Genomic DNA, 15,992 nt, shown 5'->3' on the forward strand with positions numbered 1-15,992 from the left:
GTCGGCCGCTGTCGCTCGGCTGGGCGGAGCCGATGTCAGGAGTACGCCATCCAGGGCAGATCCCGTGGCGGTCGATGTGTTGACCGCCGTACGTCAGGACTCCTGTATGTCCGGCATGCCCCGCATCCACGCCCGGGTTCCGAACGAGGCACATGCCTGCGAGGCCACCGCGGCGGCACCGCGCAGGGCCTCGATGAAGCCCTGCGACGTCAAGTCGCCCTGAAGCGCGAGGTGATGGGCGAGGGCCCCGTGCAGGACGTCACCCGCGCCCAGTGTGTCCGCCACCCGTACGGCAGGCACGTCCACCGTGCCCCCGCTGTCGGGGCCCGCCCACACGATCGGTCGCCCTCCGCGGCTGACCGCCGACCAGCCGACCCCGTGGTCCCGCAGAAACCGCAGGGTGTCCGTCGCAGTGGTCGTGCCGGGCGGGTGGAAGTCGTCCGAGCAGACGGCCACGTCGATCGACGTCAGCAGCTTCTCCGTGCCGGTCTTCCAACTGCCCCCGTCGAGAACGGTCCGCCGGCCGATGGCACGCGCGGCGCGGGCCGCGGCCACGGCCAACTCCATGTGGTGACCGTCGAATTCGACGATGTCGCAGGCCGCCACCCACGCGTCGAGGTCGTCGGGCGGGGCGAGCCGGTACCGCGTCGCATTGGTCGAGGCGACGGCACGGTCACCGCTGGACGCGGTCACCAGGACGGACGACACAGCGGGCGGCTCGACCGAGTCGGCCGCCAGATCTGCCACGATCACGCCCAGCCCGTCCAGATCCGCCGCGACAGCGACTCCCAGGGGATGGGAGCCGATCGCGGTGAGCAGCGTGGCCGCGCCGCCAAGGTGGGCGAAGGTGGCGGCCGCGTTCGCGGCCGGACCGCCTGCGGCCACGACCTGCTCACGCGCCGTCAGTTTCTCGTCGGGGCCCGGCACACGGTCGACGAGCTGGATGACGTCCAGTGTGCACAAACCGACGAACAGGCCCGCAGGACCCCCCGTCGCCGCCCCCACCGGCTCCCGTACCGACTCGGTCAAGGTTCCCCGCCCTCCTGTCGCCTGATCGACGCGGAGGTTACCCATAGTGGGGTTCGAAATGCCGCAGCAGGTCATGCCCCGGCTGGATGACGCCATAACTGTTCTCGGGCACCTCGTTCCAGACGCCGGGCAGGTCGCCCAGCGGCTCCGACACGACCAGGCGGGTCTCGTCGGAGACGTCCCGCAGAAACGCGATGTCCGGGTGGAGGGCGCGCAGGTCCTCCACCCTGCTGCTGTAGTACAGCGACCGTGAAGTGTTCGCGCTGGAGTAGCGGAAGGCCCAGACTCGTTCGCCGTCGGTCACCGCGACCGTCATCTGCAGGGGGTCTGCCACTCCGTACTCGTGCCCCACGCGCTCGACCAGGCCCGCCATACGGGCCACGGCTCCGGGCGGATCGTCGTCGAGTCCGTAGGTGAGAGCCAGATGGAACATCAGCTCGGAGTCCGTGGTGCCCTCGATCGCGGGGAACCGGGCGGGGTCGACGGAGAGGGTGAGGTCTCGGCGGAGTCTGGTGAACTCGGCGATCGAGCCGTTGTGCATCCACATCCAGTTGTCGTGGCGGAAGGGGTGGCAGTTGGTCTGCTGCACGGCCGTTCCGGTGGAGGCCCGCACGTGGGCGAAGAACAGCGGTGAGCGGACATGGTCGGCGATCTCCCGGAGATTGCGATTGCTCCAGGCCGGGCCGATGTCGCGGAAGACGGCCGGGGTGCGGTCCTGCCGTGTGTACCAACCCACACCGAAGCCGTCGCCGTTGGTCGTCTCGACGCCCATCCGTGCGTGGAGGCTCTGGTCGATCAGCGAATGCTTCGGACGGTAGAGGACCTCGTCGAGCAGCACGGGCGTGCCCGAGTAGACGAGCCAGCGGCACATGGTCGGTATCCCTGTCTGTCGAAGCGATGGGTGGCCGTGTGTACCCGGCCAACGCCGGTTCGTGCGGCAGCCACATCGCCCCCCTGCGGGTGATTTTGTCCGATTGTGTGCCTGGTTCGAAGCCGTGTACAAGACGGAGAAGGCCGTACGGTGACGGACCGCGAGCCCGGCCACGGCTCGTGACGCACGGTGAGCGCGCGCGGGTGGGCGGAGGCTGAGATGCTGAGCGAGGGAAGACCTGCCCATTGGCTGAACGGACAGTGGTCGTGAGGCGCCATGGCCGTGACCGATGATCGCGATCAGGAACCGGTGATGCCGGGAGCGGCCGATCCCGTCGGCGACCTGTTTCTGCGAGCCGGTTTCGCCCTGCCGACGAGACCCGACACATTCCTGAACGACTGGGCCGCGGGCCTGGAGCTCTCGGTCGCCTGGCTCACCGCCGAGGCGGCCGACCACGCTCCCGGACTCTTCCGGGCGTCCGTGTGGGAGGCGCTGCGCGTAGTCGGCGTGCCGGTGCCCCATGAGGTGGACTACCCGGCGGAGGCGAGCCGCGTGGACCGCAGGATGCCGGCCCGCCTCGCCGTTGAACTCGAGGGTCGTGACCGTCCCGTCGTCCTCGTATCCGGTGTGGACGAGGAGGAGAGCAGCGAGGCCGGCGGGCTGCCCTTCACGGCCCGGAACCTGGGCTCCGCGCTGGGCATCACCCTCATCGGATCGTTGCTCATCGCTGCCCTGGCCCATGCTTTCACCCCACAGGTGGAGGGTGACCGGCGGTTGCCGGAGGGAGCCCGCAGGCAGACGGGCGTGGCCCCCGAAGCCGGGATCACCTTCGTCCCCACCGGCCAGGTGCGCTCGGCCGCGGAGCGCGCCGGGCTGAAGGCGGCGATCCTCGCCACCGGTGGGATCACACCGGCCGGATTCCTGGTCGCCCCACATCTGCCGTCCGGACGGGGCGGCGGGACGCAGCCCCTTGGCTCCGCCGCACCGAGCGACGCTCCGGGCGCGACGCGCTGAGCCCGCAGGGAGGCCGCGATGAACCGGACCGACCGGGGCATGCCCCAGCCGCATGGTGCCGAACACCGGGCCCGAGCCCACTACACCGGCGGCGTCTACGGCTCCATGCTCGCCGCCTCCGTGATCGTCGGCGCCGGCGACCTGGGCTCGTCCCCGCGCACCGAGCTGGTGCTGCTGCTGTTGCTCACCGGCATGGTGTTCTGGGCCGCGCACGTGCATGCCCAGCTGTTCGGCGCGCGCCTGGCACAGCGGGACCTGGACCGCCGGACCGTGCTGCACGTGTTCCGCGACGAGTGGCCGATCGCCAACGCCGCCGTCCCGCCGGCAGTGGCCGTCGCCGCCAGTCCGCTGCTGGGCCTCGGTGTGGAGGGTTCCCTCTGGCTCGCGCTCGCCGTGGCCGTGGCCGGGCAGGTCGGCTGGTCGGTCGCGGCGGCACGGCGTGCGGGCGCCTCCCGGCGTGTAATGGCCGTCACCGGCTCGGTGAACCTGCTGCTCGGTCTGCTGATCATCCTGTTCAAGCTCGTCCTGACGCACTGACACGGTCGATCAGCCGCGCCTGCTCGCTGTCGTCCTCGAGTTCGACCGATGGTGCGTAGCCGTTCGATCTGATCGCCCAGGTGGCGCCCTCCGGCGCCTCCTTGACCCACCGGTCACGGCCGCTGGTCGCGGCGACACCGGCCAACGAGTAGTCCCCGGCCGACACCTCGAGCACGCCGAGCTTGCCGACCGGGTCACCATAGATGTCCACGGGAAGCCGCCAGATCAGCGGCCCTTGTGCTTGGCGAGCCGGCCCGGCACGACGGTGAGCATGGCCGGTGCACCGGCGAGGCGGTCTCCGTTGGGGTCTGTCACTATCGTTGCTGCCGTGACTGGCTCTGTGCGGCGTCCGCTGCTGTTTCTCGATGTCGACGGACCCCTGATCCCTTTCGGCGCGGAGCCGCAGCGGTATCCGACCTATGAGACAGGTCTCGAGCCGCTTGAAGCCGAGGCGAATCCGCTGTTGAATAGGATCAATCCCGAGCACGGGCTCCGGCTGACGGCGCTCCCGTGCGAGCTGGTCTGGGCCGCGACGTGGATGGCCGACGCGAACGAGTGCATCTCGCCCCGCATCGGTCTGCCTCAGCTGGCCGTGGTGATCTGGCCAGAACCGTCCGAGACCGATGACCAGGACGAACGCGACGGACTGCACTGGAAGACCCGCTCCCTCGTCGCATGGGCGGCAGGGCGACCGTTCGCCTGGGTCGACGACGAGGTCACCGACACCGATCGGACCTGGGCCGCCGCACACCACCCGGGACACGCCCTGCTCCATCGCGTCGATCCCCGCCTCGGTCTCACCGATGGCGACTATGCGGCTCTCGACTTGTGGCTGCGACAGCCGTTCTGACACTCGGCGGCAAGAAGGAATGTCGGGCCGCGAGAAGGGCCCGACCGCAGTCCGTGGACGTCACCACTGGTCTTGCTCTCCGCGAATGAGCTCGGTGACCGCGATGCCGCCGGTGACGATCGCGCCGGCACGGTTGAAGTCGCTCATGAAGCCGTCCTCGTTGCATGCGACGGAGGGCCGGCGGGGATCCGGGGGTCGACATGGATCTTGGGCCCGGGGCCGGCCCCGGGTGGGAGTTCACCGGCGAGTACGGGGCCGACCTCGTCGAGGCCTACGGTGGCGGCGACGAGCGGCCTCGGGTCGACCGATCCGTCGGCGTACGCCCGGATGGCGGCGTCGAGGCCGGGGGAGGCGGACAGGACTCCTACGGCGGTCACGTCCTTCAGCACGAGCGTGCGGGTGTCGATCCCGCTGGGTGCGCCGGCCAGCCCGATGTACACGAGACGGCCGCCCGGCTCGACCAACTCCAGTGCCGTGGCGGGCAGATGGGCGGCGTTCGTTGCGTCCACGACCGAGTCGAAGGCCAGCTCGGGGACGGAGTCCTGCGTCCACACGTGCTCGAAGCCCAGCTGGCGGGCGAAGGCGAGGGAGGAATCGGTCGCGCCCATCAGGTGCACCTCGGCACCAGCGGCCCGCAGGAACATCGCGGCCAGCAGTCCGATGGTTCCCGGGCCCAGGACCAGGGCGCGGTCCCCGGGCCGTGGCGCGGCGGCCCGCGCGGCGCGCAGGGCGTTCCCGCCCGGTTCCACGAGCGCGCCGAGCACGGGGTCGACGGAGTCGGGAAGAGCGTGCAACGAGGAGGCCGGTACGGCGAGTTGCTCGGCGAGGGCGCCGGGCTGCGCGCCCCGGATGCCGACCTCGCGCCGTGTCTCGCACACGTGCCGGCGGCCTCGCAGACAGCGGCGGCAGGAGCCGCAGCCGAGCATGGTGTCGCCCATGACCCGGCGGCCCACCCACACGGGGTCGACGCCCTCACCGACCGCCGTCACCAGCCCGGACCACTCGTGGCCCGGAAGTATCGGATAGGCGGAGTGGCCTTGGTGGAGGTAGGCCATCTCGCCGGTGAAGAACTCCATGTCCGTGCCGCACACGCCGACCCGCTCGACGTCGACGACGACCTCGCCGGGGCCGGCCACCGGTGCGGGGAGGTCCTGGACCTCGTACGCGCCGGGGCCGGTCAGGACGAACGCGCGCATGAGGCCACCGCTCACCGGGGCGCCAGAACGTGCTGGCGCTGCGTGCCGAGCTGCCCGATGCCGAGTTCCATCACGTCACCGGGCTGGAGATAGGTCGGCGGGGTGAGGCCCATGCCGACGCCGGGCGGGGTGCCGGTGTTGATCAGGTCGCCGGGCTCCAGGACGAGGAACTGGCTGAGGTAGTGCACGATGAAGTACGGGTCGAAGATCATCGTTTTGGTGTTGCCGGTCTGCCGGCGCACCCCGTTGACGTCCAGCCACATGTCCAGGGCACGGACGTCGTCGATCTCGTCGGTGGTGGCGAGCCAGGGTCCCGCGGGGTTGAAGGTCTCGGCGGACTTGCCCTTGGCCCACTGCCCGCCGCGTTCCAGTTGGAAGGAGCGCTCGCTGACGTCGTTGACGACGACGTAACCGGCGATGGTGTCGCGGGCCTCCTCCACCGAGTCGAGGTAGCTGGTTCGACGGCCGATGACGATGCCGAGTTCGACCTCCCAGTCGGTCTTGGTGGATCCGCGCGGGATGCGTACGTCGTCGTGCGGGCCGATCAGGGTGTTGGGCGACTTGGTGAAGAGAATCGGTTCCTCGGGGACGGGCATGCCGCTCTCGGCCGCGTGGTCACGGTAGTTGAGCCCGATGCACAGGATCTGGTGCGGACGCGCGATGGGCGCGCCGACACGCTCCCCGGCGAAGCGGGACACCTGTCCCGCCGCCACCCGCTCGGCGACGACGGGGCGGACGCGGTCGATGCCGCCCGTGCCGAAGAACGCCTCGTCGAAGTCGGTGACGACGTCGGAGAGGTCGACGTACGTTTCGTCGTCGATGCGGGCGACGGGCTGCTCGGCGCCGGGCGCGCCGATGCGCATGAGGTACACGGTCTTTCTCCAGGGGTGCGGGGCGCGGGACCGGTTTGTCCCGGCGGGGCTTTCAGGTGTGGGGCTCGCCGAGGGGGCCGAGGAGGGCGCGGATCTCGTCGAGCGTTTTGATGAGGGATGCGAGCGGGGTGCGGTAGGCGAGCGCGCTGACGCTCACGGCTCCCGACGGCGTGGTCGGCGAGGTGAGGTAGACCGGCAGGGCGAGGCAGTTGACCCCGTTCTCGGTCTCCTGGTCGTCGACGCCGTAGGCACGTTCACGGGTCGCCGTCAGTTCCCGGTGCAGGTCGACGGCGGTGCACAGCGTCCGGGGTGTCCGGCGCTCCAGCGGTGCGCCGCCGATCCACCTCTCGACCGCCTTCAGGGTGTCCAACCGCCGGGTGAGCAGCAGCTTGCCCACAGCCGTGGTGTGGGCGGGGTTGCGGCCGCCGATCGTCGAGGTGAGCCGGACGGCGCCGGTGGGCGGGTCGACCTTGGCGCGGTACACGACCTCACGTCCGTCGAGCACCGCGTAGTGCGCGGTCTCCCCGAACCGGCGTGCCAGCGCCTCGAGCACGGGACGGATACGGACGGCCTCGGGCCGGGCCTCGTGGTGCGCGAAGGCCATGCGCAGGAACTCGTCCCCGAGCACATAACGGCCGCGGTCGTCCTGGTCGGCCAGCCCGGCCCGGCGCAGGGCGCCGAGCCCTCGGTGCACGGTGGGCTTGGGGCTGCCCATCACCCGAGTGAGCTCCTCCAGGCCCACTCCGTCGGGATGCCGCGCGAGTTCCTTGAGGACCGCGAGCACCCGGTCCGAGCCCACGAGCCGCGTGTGGTCGGCGCCTGCCGTGCCGCCCTCGCCGGGGTCTGCCGCTCCGTGGTCCGCGTGCGTATGCTTCATGGCGTTCCGGACTCTAGACCGTCGTACCGATTGATGGAAGAGGTTCCATGGTGGAGCTCCGCAGCGATCAGTGGTACGCGGGTCAGGACCGCAACGCCTACATCCACCGGGCATGGATGCGGCGGGGCGTGCCGGGCGACGCCTTCACCGGCCGGCCGCAGATCGCCATCGCGAACACGGCCTCGGATCTGACTCCCTGCAACGCGCATCTGAACGAGGTGGCGGCCTCCGTGCGCAACGGCGTGTACGAGGCGGGCGGGATCCCGCTGGACCTGCCGGTGGTGTCGCTGGGCGAGACGAACGTGCGGCCCACGGCCATGCTCTGGCGGAACATGGCGGCGATGGCCACGGAGGAGATGCTGCGGGCCAACCCCATCGACGGCGTCGTCCTCCTCGGCGGCTGCGACAAGACCATCCCGTCGCTGCTGATGGCCGCCGCCTCGGTGGACCTCCCCGCGGTAGTCGTCCCCGGCGGCCCGATGCTCAACGGCACCTTCCGCGGCAGCCTGCTGGGCTGCGGCACCGGTGTGTGGCAACTGTCGGAGGAGGTGCGGGCAGGCACGCTCTCCCAGGAGCACTTCACCCGCTCCGAGTCGGCGATGATCCGCAGCCGCGGGCACTGCAACACCATGGGCACCGCCTCGACCATGGCGCTGGTGGCCGAGGCGCTGGGCACCATCGTCCCCGGGGTGGCCGGCACTCCGGCCCCCGACAGCCGTCTGCTGGAGGCCGCGCACCACACCGGCCGGCTCGCGGTGGACATGGTCGCTGCCGACCGACGGCCGACGACCTTCCTCACCGAAGCGTCCTTCCACAACGCGATCGTGGCCCTGGCAGCCATCGGCGGTTCGACCAACGCCGTCGTCCATCTCCTCGCCATCGCGGGCCGGTTGGGCATCGACCTGACGCTCGACGACTTCGACCGCATCGGCTCCCGCGTCCCGGTCCTGGTGGACCTCCAGCCGGCCGGCCGCTTCCTCATGGAGGACTTCCACCGCGCCGGGGGACTGCTCGCCGTCCTGCGCGAGGTCCGCGACCTGCTCGACCCCGACGCCCTGACGGTCACCGGCGAGCCACTGCTCGACGCGCTCGACGACGCCCCGATCTGGGACGGCGACGTCATCCGCACCCGCGCCGAGCCGCTGGTCGCCGAGGGCGGTATCGCCGTCCTGCGCGGCAACCTCGCACCCGACGGCGCCCTCGTCAAACCCGCGGCCGCCTCCCCCCACCTCCTGCGGCACCGGGGCCGGGCCGTCGTCTTCGACAGCATCGAGGACTTCCACGCCCGGATCGACGACCCGGACCTGGATGTCGACGCGGACTCGGTCCTCGTCCTGCGCGGCTGCGGGCCCAAGGGCTACCCGGGCATGCCCGAGGTGGCGAACATGCCGCTGCCGAAGAAGCTCCTCGAACAGGGCGTGCGCGACATGGTCCGTGTCTGCGACGGCCGGATGAGCGGCACCGCCTACGGCACCGCCGTCCTGCACGTCGCCCCGGAAGCGGCGGCCGGCGGCCCCCTCGCCCTCGTACGCACCGGCGACTTCATCACCCTCGACGTGCCGGCCCGCCGCATCGACGTCGACGTATCCGCCGGCGAACTCACCCGCAGAACCCCCACCGAGGCCACCGTCACCGGCTTCGCCAACCCCCGGCGCGGCTGGGAACGCCTCTACGTCGACCACGTCCTGCAGGCCGACACCGGCGCCGACCTGGACTTCCTCCTCGGCTCCAGCGGCTCGGGGGTCAGCCGTGAGTCGCACTGACCGTGACGGCGGGCTCCTCACCACGCGATGGGCGTGCGCACTCCAAGCACGGTCGGCCCAGGAACTCCACCCGGCCGCCCGCACCGTGAGGCGCAGTACCGAACCACGGGCCTCGACCCTCAGCGCCACGCGGCCCGTCGGGCGAGGCGGAGCCGATCTCCGGGTAGTCGTCGCTCGACACCCGAGGTCGACAGCCGCAGTGCACGAGGTGACGGCGCCCTTCCGGGTGGCCGGCAGCACCCGCAGCGCCTCGCGTTCGCCGCGGCGACATGGGTGAATCAGGTGCTCGGCGGTCAGCGACTCGCGACCGCCCGCGGCGGCCCGTCACGCACCTCACGGTGCACACACCCCACAGCAGCTGAGCTGAAGGCGGCGGCCCTCGATGCCCGGGCCGCCGCCTTCGCGTTGCGCTCATCGAGCACTCGCACACTGCCCTTCAGGACAGTGCCCCAAGAGACAATGTCACCCCGTTGCGCACGCCCGTAACTTCGTCGCGGCAGCAAGTACGGCCGCAGACCGCCGCAAGAACCACCGCCCGACAAGGGGACAACACCGTGCGCAACCGCATCACCGCCGCCGCCATCGCCACCGCCGCCTCTGTCGCCCTCATCGGCGGCACCGGCCAGGCCTTCGCCGACAGCCAGGCCGCCGCCAAGCCGGCCGCGCCCTCGAAGCTGACCGTGGACGCCTACAAGAAGTGGCTGAAGAAGACCCCGGGCGAGGAAGCCAAGGACACGCTCCAGGAGTTCAACAGGCTGCCCGCGGCCAAGCAGAAGAAGTTCGTCGGCTATTTGCAGGACCCGAAGGTGCTCAAGGCGTTCGTCGTCGGGCACGACGGGAAGATCCCCAGCCTTTCCTACGGGACGACCGTCACCTACAAGAAGGACATCACCTTCACCACCCGCACGTCCGCCGCGGCCCGCGGGACCAAGGACAGCAAGACCATCACCCTGTCCACCAGGTCGATCCAGCGCATCTTCAACATCCCGGTCACCGAGCTGTCGACCGTGCTGACCTACGAGACCAAGGGCAACAAGATCACCGGCAAGGGCTGGAAGACCAAGAACTACGGCAGCAACCACAACGCCGCCTTCGCCATCAAGCTCTCCAAGACCCGCACCGCGCTCAAGGCCAACGCGCTCACCGGTGTGACCAACTGGACCGCCACCCCCAAGTACAAGAGCGCCGGCACCACGGTCATCAAGAAGCACCAGGTCGTCACCGGCAAGGGCGCCCGCACCCACCACGCCCAGATCGGCAACGGCTCGCGCTGACGCCCGACACAGCTGAAGGCGGCGGCCCCATCCCCCGGGGCCACCGCCTTCCTGCCGCCCTCCTCCGAAGAGACCCGACCGCCCGACAAGGGGACAACGCCGCGCGAGAGGTTCCGAACCACGGAAAGTCCCGCGTGTTTGGTGCCGCCCCGCCGCCCGCCACAGGAGAGGCGGACCGGTTCGACTTCTTGCTTCATGCCTACCACCGGGATGCTGGCAGAGAGAGGGACTGGTGATCCCTCTGCGGCAGACGGGCGTTTGCCGGAGGAAGTTCAACACTGCTGCGTACCGCCGACATCCCTAGCGCATCCATTCGCGTGAAGGGCCGTGAGCAGCGGCGCGTCCCTGGGCGAGCGGCTGCGCCGCCTGCAGCTCCTTCGAGGCGTACGGCGCCGACCTGCCCGCCGACACCGCAGCCGGGCACGCGACTCGTTCGGCACGGCGCCGCGGCAGTAGGGGTTGGCGTCGACGAAGAACGGCACCATGTCGACCACCACGAGGGCGGTACGGGCGGGTTGGAGGCTGGTGCAGCCGAACCGGCGTCCGCTGCGCTGCTCTTGGCGCTGGTACTCCCGGTCCTCGATGTGCCAGGCGTGCGTGAGCGTCTCGTTGGGCACGGCGGGCTCCTGTCAGTCGTGGTCCGGGCGGAGTTTGCGGTTGGTGCCGGACCTGCCGATGTCCAGGCGCAGGAACGAGGTCAGCGTGGTGCCGCTCTTCCAGAAGCCGAGCAGGTTGACGTCGATGAGTACCAGTTGATGCTTGGCGGCGAAGTGGCGGGCCGGTTTGGTGAAGACGCACGAGGCCACGAAGACGGGAATGTCGGCGCCGTGTTCGGCGCGAGCGGTGCCATTGAACGTCTGGATGTCTCGGCTGCCGACCGTGCGGTGCTTGGCGTAGCGCTTGCACTGGATGACGAACCGGCGGCCGTCGGGCAGGAGACCGGTGACGTCGGCCCCGAGGTCGCCGGCGCCGCCGACTCGTTTCACGTCGGTGCAGCCGTCCCGGCGGCACAGGTCGGCGACGTACTCCTCGAACTGGCGGTCGTCCATTGACCAGACTGCATCCAGGGATCGGCGGGCCTGGCGGCGCGCGCCCTCGGCCAGCCGGGCCTTCTCCGCTTGCGCCTCGCGTCGTCCGGCACGCACCAGCTTGGCGACGATGATCCCGATGGCGGCGACGGCTAACGCGACAAGCAGCATTGTTCCCATGGAGTCGTCCCCATTCTGTGGTCTGCTGACTTGTTGCTCCCCAACCGTCGGGCCGCCCATCCAGCGGGACCAGATGACTGCTGGCTGTAGCTGCGTTGTCGTCTGTCGGTTCGCCCTTGGGCATGGCGCCCTCCCCCCCGGACATGCCCGGCACTGAGTGGGCAGACTTCCAGGCATGACCGAGACCGCTCCGCCGGCTGACACAGCTGCAGACCAACAGGAGTGGCTCACGCCGGGTGTGAAGGCCATCGGCGCCGCCGGCTTCCTCGCCGACGTCGGCCATGAGATCCCTACCGCCCTCTTGGCGTCGCTCGAACTCGTCGTCGACCTGGGTGGCGGTTCACGACATCGTCATCGACACGGCAAGCCCGCTCTCGGTGAAGGACCGCCCGGACCTGCTCGGCGCCCCTCCAGGTATGCGACGGTCACACCGACTCCGGTGGCGACCCGCCCGCCCGGCGCACCCGCCGGTTCCGCTGCGCCTGCTGTCCGCCCTGGAGCCACGAGTTGTACTGCGCGGGACACCTCACCAGGCGGCGGTGGCCCACCACCGGGCCACCGGCCGAGCCGAACTCCTCGACGTGGCAAGCCGCTTCGCCGACCACAATCGACTCCGTCTTCGGTCCCTCCGGCAGCGGTCGGCCCATCGGCGGCGTCGACGGCCACCTCGGCGGGTACTTTTCCGGCTGGTCGGTGTGCAGTTCCGGACAGCAAACGATCATGTGGTTGCTGCGTGGCGCGCTGCTTCGAGGGGCGTCAGCAAGTGCGTCGGTAGGGTAGTACGTCGCGGATGAGGGTTTTGCAGTCGGCTGGTGCGTGTCTTCCACCTCCGCTCGCACCGGCAGCCCATCAACTGGAAGCCGTAAGAAACGCCTGCCCAGAGATCACCGCGCCTGCGACTTCGCACGGGAGTTCACGGCCATGGTCCGCCAGCGCCAGGGCCATCTGCTCCGTGACTGGATCCAAAAGGCCGAGCTGAGCGGCCCCGCAGCCATCGGCATCTTCGCCGACTTCGTCCGCCAGGACCTCGACGCCGTCACCGCCGGCCTCTACCTGCCCTACAGCTCCGGCGTCGCCGAAGGCCACGTCAACAGAATCAAAACGATCAAGCGCCAGATGTACGGCCGAGCCTCCTTCACCCTGCTCAGGGCCCGCATCCTCCTCCAGCCGCAGATATCACGGAAGCGCGGTCAGAACCTCCTACTTGGCGGAATTCGCCAAGTAGGACGCTCAGTGACTCGTGGGATGAGGCCGTCATGGCGCACGGCATCGAGTGGTTCAGAGCCGGGGAAGCAGCTCTCCCAGAGCCGCGCGGGTCTCGGCTGTGCCTTCCTTCCAGGCGGCGCTGCGCAGGGTAGCCACGTCCCATGAGGCCACGGGCTGGGCGCCGCTCACGCAGGAGCCGTAGCCGGCCCGGGCTGTGGCCCCGGCCATCCGCGCACAGGCGGCGCAGGACCCAGCACGGGTGGAGCCGAAGCCGGCAGTGGTTGCGGTCAGAGGCCGATGTCGGTCAGCCACTGGCCGGTGGTGCGGGGGGTGACGCCGAGCAGCTTCTGGGCGGAGTTCCCAGGTGCGATCGAGCGGTCCGGGAGCGCGCTCATGGCCGAGTAAGCCCCGGCGACATCGGAGGCGGGGCCCTCGCCGATCAGGGGTGCGACGGAGGTGCGGAACTGCTCGGGGGTGATCTGCTCGAAGACCACGTTCGTGCCGAAGTGGATGCCGAACGCTTCGGCCAGGTCCGGTCCGGTGATCGCCGGATACTGGCCGACGGAGACCACGCCGGTGATGTCCGGGCGGTCGAACAGGGCGACGACGGCGTCGGCGATGTCCAGGTGCGACGCCCAGGAGACGGGGAAGTCGGCGCGGATCGGGTAGATCAGCGCGCCCCGTTCGCGGACTGTGTCGATGACGTACGGCATGAGCAGGTTCTCCAGGTACAGCGTGGGCTCGATCACCGCGTGGGACACCCCCATGTTTGCCAGGCCGCTGACCAGCATTGCGGCCGCGCCGCCGGTGTCGGGGTCGATCGGGGCACCGCTGGTGGAGAACACGACGCGGGCGGGGCGGGCCTCGCGGACGGCGGCGACGATGTTGCGCGCGTAGGTCTGGCGGTCTTCTTCGGAGACCACCGGCAGGTGGACGAACACCCCGTCGGCGCCGCGGTATGTCTCGGTCAGTTCCTCCGTGGAGGAGTAGCCGGCGGCCACCACGCGCGCGCCGTTCACGACGGTGTCCGGGTTGCGGGTCAGAGCGGTCACGGACTTGCCCGCGGCGGCGAGAGCGGCGACGACGGGGGCACCCTGGGCGCCGGTGGCGCCGTGGATCACGTAGGTCATGGCGTCATTAGTGCACAGACTGCACCAGTTACATCAACTGCACTAATGGAGTACAGTCAAAAATGTGACTGATCCCTGTCTGCCCGAGTGCGGTGTCGCCCGGTTCCTCACCCTGCTCAACGGGCCGTGGGCCACCCTCATCGTGCGCGAACTGCTGCATGGCCCCCACCGCTTCACCGAGCTGCGCGAGGCCCTGCCCGGCATCAGCCCGCACACCTTGACCAGCCGGCTGCGCCAGTTCGAGAAGCGCGGCATCGTGACCCGCACGACCTATGCGGAGATCCCGCCGCGCGTCGAGTACGCGCTCACCCCTCTCGGCGAGCGGCTGCGCGACGTCCTGGAGGCCATGGGGACATGGGCCATGGCGGTGCCGGATCCCGGGGCCGACGTCACCGCATGACCTAGCCCCGGCCCGGCGGCGGGACGGGGTCACGCCGAGGACGCCAGGTGATGCTGCGGGGCGTCGTTGTCGCCATGGTGGACTGCCTCGTCGAAGCACAACCGACGGCCGTGCTTGGCCGGCAGGCCCGCCACGATCACATCGAGCTGCTCGCGATACTCCTTCCTCCGCGCCTGAACGTACGCCTCGCGGACCTCTTCGGGTTCGTCGGCGAGGATCTGGTCCGGGTGCCAGGGCGCCTCGGTCTTCGAGTTCTCGCCGCGAGGGGCCCTGCACCCTTCACCCGCCGAATCATGAAAAATTTACCCAAATGCTATTGACTTGGGATATATCTTGTGCAGAGTGATTACTAGACCACAACACCGAAAGAGCCACAAAGTCGGTGAGGACGTCTAGTCGGCGGAGTGACTTGCACAGGATGTGGTTTAGGCCCCCGGCAAGCCGGCGCGACACCGAGGCAACAGTGACGACTGAAGCTTCAGGACACGCGCAGCACTACCGGGGACTGTTTTGCCCTCGGAGCCTTCGCGTGGGCCTGACTGCCACGTGAAGGCCTTGCCGCACCTACGCTCCGCTGAACCGAAGAGCGCCAAGGCCTGTCCCCTGCGGCCGGATCTGTCACTCTGCATCGATGTCGGGCTGGATCTCCACGGTAAGGGCCGCGTCCTCGGGGCCATCGCCTTCCTCGTCCTTCCAGACGATCACGCGCACGTGCCTCCGCCCGGTGCCGCGCACCTCCCACTCGGTCACCAGGTCGGCGACTACGAGGGCAGCGACGTACTCGGCGGCCTCTTTGGGATCGTCGTTGATGATGATCCCCCGCCACCGCTCGGGATGGCCACGATAGGGGCGCCAGCCCTGCGAGCCGTGCGGCTCGTCGACCCGGTACACCCAGCCCTTCTCGGTGCCCATGGCATCGATCCTTCCGCTCAAGGGGCACCACGCGCCGCATTTGGATCGACGCCCGCCGAGCGCGGGTCGACTGGACTGAAGGAAGCGAAGCTGAGCCAGCCGTCCGGGCCGGGCAAGGGCGCCGGCCCGCTGATCGCGCTCACCCAGGCCGCGTCGGAGCACTACGGCCTGCCGGTGACGCTCGGGAGGAGTGGCCGGCTGGGCGCCTACCCCGAGGGTCACAAGGTCATCAAGTGGCTCGCCCGCGCGGACTGGAAGCCGACCAAGCGCGGCTTCGGGCCGTGGGCGCGAATCTACCGCCTTGCGCAGGCTCGGAACGCAGCCGCATGCAGCTGTGCATCCCGTCGTGGCACGCGCTCGACACCCGCCACTGGGCTGATGTCGGTCAGCTCCCGCCGGTCGAACTCGCCCAGCCGCTCGGCACGTACGCGTCCGAGGTGATGGCGCCACGCGGGTCGACGGCCGTGACCGGCCTGGGGCTGATGACCGCCTTCCATCCGCCGACCCACGCGTCCGAGCCGGACACCGGCGGCAAGCGGCACAGCGAGCGCGTCAGTCGGCTCGGGGTGCGATCGACCGTGCCCGTGACGGCGCCACGACCGCGGAGCTCACCGAAACCGGAGAACTGGCACTGGTCGCCGGGTGCAGTCCGCCCACTGAGGCCCTCGAGCCGGCCCTCGAGCAGGACGGGGAAGAGGACGATCCAACCGGCAAGTTTCGCCGAGCGGGCCCGCTCACCACGCCCTCGTCCACGACCTCCTCGGCCAGCGCATGGGCATCCGGCACATCGCCCGGCATCTGGGGATCTGGGCTGTTCGGCGGCCTCAACCTCCCAGGCTTTCACGGTCTCGGT

General features: G+C 70.0%; 18 protein-coding genes and 3 pseudogenes. 10 read left to right on the top strand and 11 right to left on the bottom strand.

Annotation, left to right across the window (positions count from 1 at the left end; translation table 11 throughout):
• Window positions 1–93: 93 nt before the first annotated feature.
• Window positions 94–1,029 carry a PfkB family carbohydrate kinase gene (locus F3T56_RS33890; RefSeq protein ID WP_246204169.1) on the bottom strand — a complete coding sequence of 312 codons (936 nt, stop codon included), beginning with the start codon at window positions 1,027–1,029 and terminating at the stop codon, window positions 94–96.
• 37 nt (window positions 1,030–1,066) lie between these two features.
• On the bottom strand, window positions 1,067–1,900 hold the full coding sequence (locus F3T56_RS33895) for a class II glutamine amidotransferase (RefSeq protein ID WP_149829181.1): 834 nt from the start codon (window positions 1,898–1,900) through the stop codon (window positions 1,067–1,069).
• 282 nt (window positions 1,901–2,182) lie between these two features.
• Here F3T56_RS33895 and F3T56_RS50260 point away from each other — a divergent pair, with 282 nt between their 5' ends.
• A complete protein-coding gene (locus F3T56_RS50260) occupies window positions 2,183–2,914 on the top strand; it encodes a hypothetical protein (protein WP_425473695.1) in 732 nt (243 codons plus the stop codon).
• 18 nt (window positions 2,915–2,932) lie between these two features.
• Entirely contained in the window at window positions 2,933–3,451 is a 519-nt protein-coding gene (locus tag F3T56_RS33905; protein WP_149829182.1) for a hypothetical protein, read from the top strand.
• On the opposite strand, the gene F3T56_RS33910 is transcribed toward F3T56_RS33905, so the two are convergent.
• Window positions 3,429–3,662, bottom strand: a complete 234-nt coding sequence (locus tag F3T56_RS33910) for a hypothetical protein (protein ID WP_149829183.1) — start codon at window positions 3,660–3,662, stop codon at window positions 3,429–3,431. The genes F3T56_RS33905 and F3T56_RS33910 overlap by 23 nt on opposite strands.
• Window positions 3,663–3,779: 117 nt before the next feature.
• Here F3T56_RS33910 and F3T56_RS33915 point away from each other — a divergent pair, with 117 nt between their 5' ends.
• A complete protein-coding gene (locus F3T56_RS33915) occupies window positions 3,780–4,301 on the top strand; it encodes an HAD domain-containing protein (RefSeq protein WP_149829184.1) in 522 nt (173 codons plus the stop codon).
• Window positions 4,302–4,444: 143 nt separating this feature from the next.
• Here F3T56_RS33915 and F3T56_RS33920 read toward each other — a convergent pair whose 3' ends face one another.
• Genes F3T56_RS33920 through F3T56_RS33930 form a run of 3 tightly spaced genes read right to left on the bottom strand, consistent with a single transcriptional unit; the run spans window position 4,445 to window position 7,246 of the window.
• Complete coding sequence (locus F3T56_RS33920) at window positions 4,445–5,497, bottom strand: zinc-dependent alcohol dehydrogenase (protein ID WP_149829185.1); 1,053 nt, start codon at window positions 5,495–5,497, stop codon at window positions 4,445–4,447.
• A gap of 11 nt (window positions 5,498–5,508) precedes the next feature.
• Window positions 5,509–6,369, bottom strand: a complete 861-nt coding sequence (locus tag F3T56_RS33925; RefSeq protein ID WP_149829186.1) for a fumarylacetoacetate hydrolase family protein — start codon at window positions 6,367–6,369, stop codon at window positions 5,509–5,511.
• 52 nt (window positions 6,370–6,421) lie between these two features.
• Window positions 6,422–7,246: an IclR family transcriptional regulator gene (locus F3T56_RS33930; protein ID WP_149829187.1), complete on the bottom strand. Its 825-nt coding sequence runs from the start codon at window positions 7,244–7,246 to the stop codon at window positions 6,422–6,424.
• Window positions 7,247–7,293: 47 nt separating this feature from the next.
• On the opposite strand from F3T56_RS33930, the gene F3T56_RS33935 reads away from it, so the two are divergent.
• Both F3T56_RS33935 and F3T56_RS33940 read left to right on the top strand, forming a co-directional pair.
• Entirely contained in the window at window positions 7,294–9,009 is a 1,716-nt protein-coding gene (locus tag F3T56_RS33935; protein WP_216373034.1) for an IlvD/Edd family dehydratase, read from the top strand.
• Window positions 9,010–9,563: 554 nt separating this feature from the next.
• Window positions 9,564–10,283: a hypothetical protein gene (locus tag F3T56_RS33940; RefSeq protein ID WP_149829188.1), complete on the top strand. Its 720-nt coding sequence runs from the start codon at window positions 9,564–9,566 to the stop codon at window positions 10,281–10,283.
• Between the two features lie 272 nt (window positions 10,284–10,555).
• Here the strand turns inward: F3T56_RS33940 and F3T56_RS48475 are convergent, their stop codons facing one another.
• Window positions 10,556–10,900, bottom strand: a complete 345-nt coding sequence (locus tag F3T56_RS48475; RefSeq protein WP_246204171.1) for a hypothetical protein — start codon at window positions 10,898–10,900, stop codon at window positions 10,556–10,558.
• A 12-nt stretch (window positions 10,901–10,912) separates the two neighbouring features.
• A complete protein-coding gene (locus F3T56_RS33950; protein WP_149829189.1) occupies window positions 10,913–11,491 on the bottom strand; it encodes a restriction endonuclease in 579 nt (192 codons plus the stop codon).
• A gap of 495 nt (window positions 11,492–11,986) precedes the next feature.
• Here F3T56_RS33950 and F3T56_RS50265 point away from each other — a divergent pair.
• A pseudogene (locus F3T56_RS50265) lies at window positions 11,987–12,157 on the top strand (beta-L-arabinofuranosidase domain-containing protein); the annotation flags it as partial.
• Between the two features lie 255 nt (window positions 12,158–12,412).
• Window positions 12,413–12,589: pseudogene (locus F3T56_RS48480) on the top strand (ISL3 family transposase); the annotation flags it as partial.
• Window positions 12,590–12,769: 180 nt separating this feature from the next.
• On the opposite strand, the gene F3T56_RS48485 reads toward F3T56_RS48480, so the two are convergent.
• Entirely contained in the window at window positions 12,770–12,925 is a 156-nt protein-coding gene (locus tag F3T56_RS48485) for a hypothetical protein (RefSeq protein WP_172639265.1), read from the bottom strand.
• Between the two features lie 59 nt (window positions 12,926–12,984).
• Window positions 12,985–13,827, bottom strand: coding sequence for an SDR family oxidoreductase (locus F3T56_RS33965; protein ID WP_149829190.1), 843 nt, complete (start codon window positions 13,825–13,827; stop codon window positions 12,985–12,987).
• Between the two features lie 64 nt (window positions 13,828–13,891).
• Between F3T56_RS33965 and F3T56_RS33970 the strand changes: the two genes are divergently transcribed.
• Together F3T56_RS33970 and F3T56_RS46550 are read left to right on the top strand one after the other, a co-directional pair.
• Entirely contained in the window at window positions 13,892–14,227 is a 336-nt protein-coding gene (locus F3T56_RS33970; RefSeq protein WP_149829191.1) for a winged helix-turn-helix transcriptional regulator, read from the top strand.
• 50 nt (window positions 14,228–14,277) lie between these two features.
• Window positions 14,278–14,547, top strand: coding sequence for a hypothetical protein (locus F3T56_RS46550; protein WP_172639267.1), 270 nt, complete (start codon window positions 14,278–14,280; stop codon window positions 14,545–14,547).
• 298 nt (window positions 14,548–14,845) lie between these two features.
• Here F3T56_RS46550 and F3T56_RS33980 read toward each other — a convergent pair whose 3' ends face one another.
• Complete coding sequence (locus F3T56_RS33980) at window positions 14,846–15,139, bottom strand: hypothetical protein (RefSeq protein WP_149829192.1); 294 nt, start codon at window positions 15,137–15,139, stop codon at window positions 14,846–14,848.
• 59 nt (window positions 15,140–15,198) lie between these two features.
• On the opposite strand from F3T56_RS33980, the pseudogene F3T56_RS48490 reads away from it, so the two are divergent.
• Window positions 15,199–15,687, top strand: a pseudogene (locus F3T56_RS48490) (telomere-associated protein Tap); the annotation flags it as partial.
• Window positions 15,688–15,992 lie beyond the last annotated feature (305 nt).

It is taken from the genome of Streptomyces tailanensis (assembly GCF_008386495.1).
GTDB lineage: Bacteria > Actinomycetota > Actinomycetes > Streptomycetales > Streptomycetaceae > Streptomyces > Streptomyces tailanensis.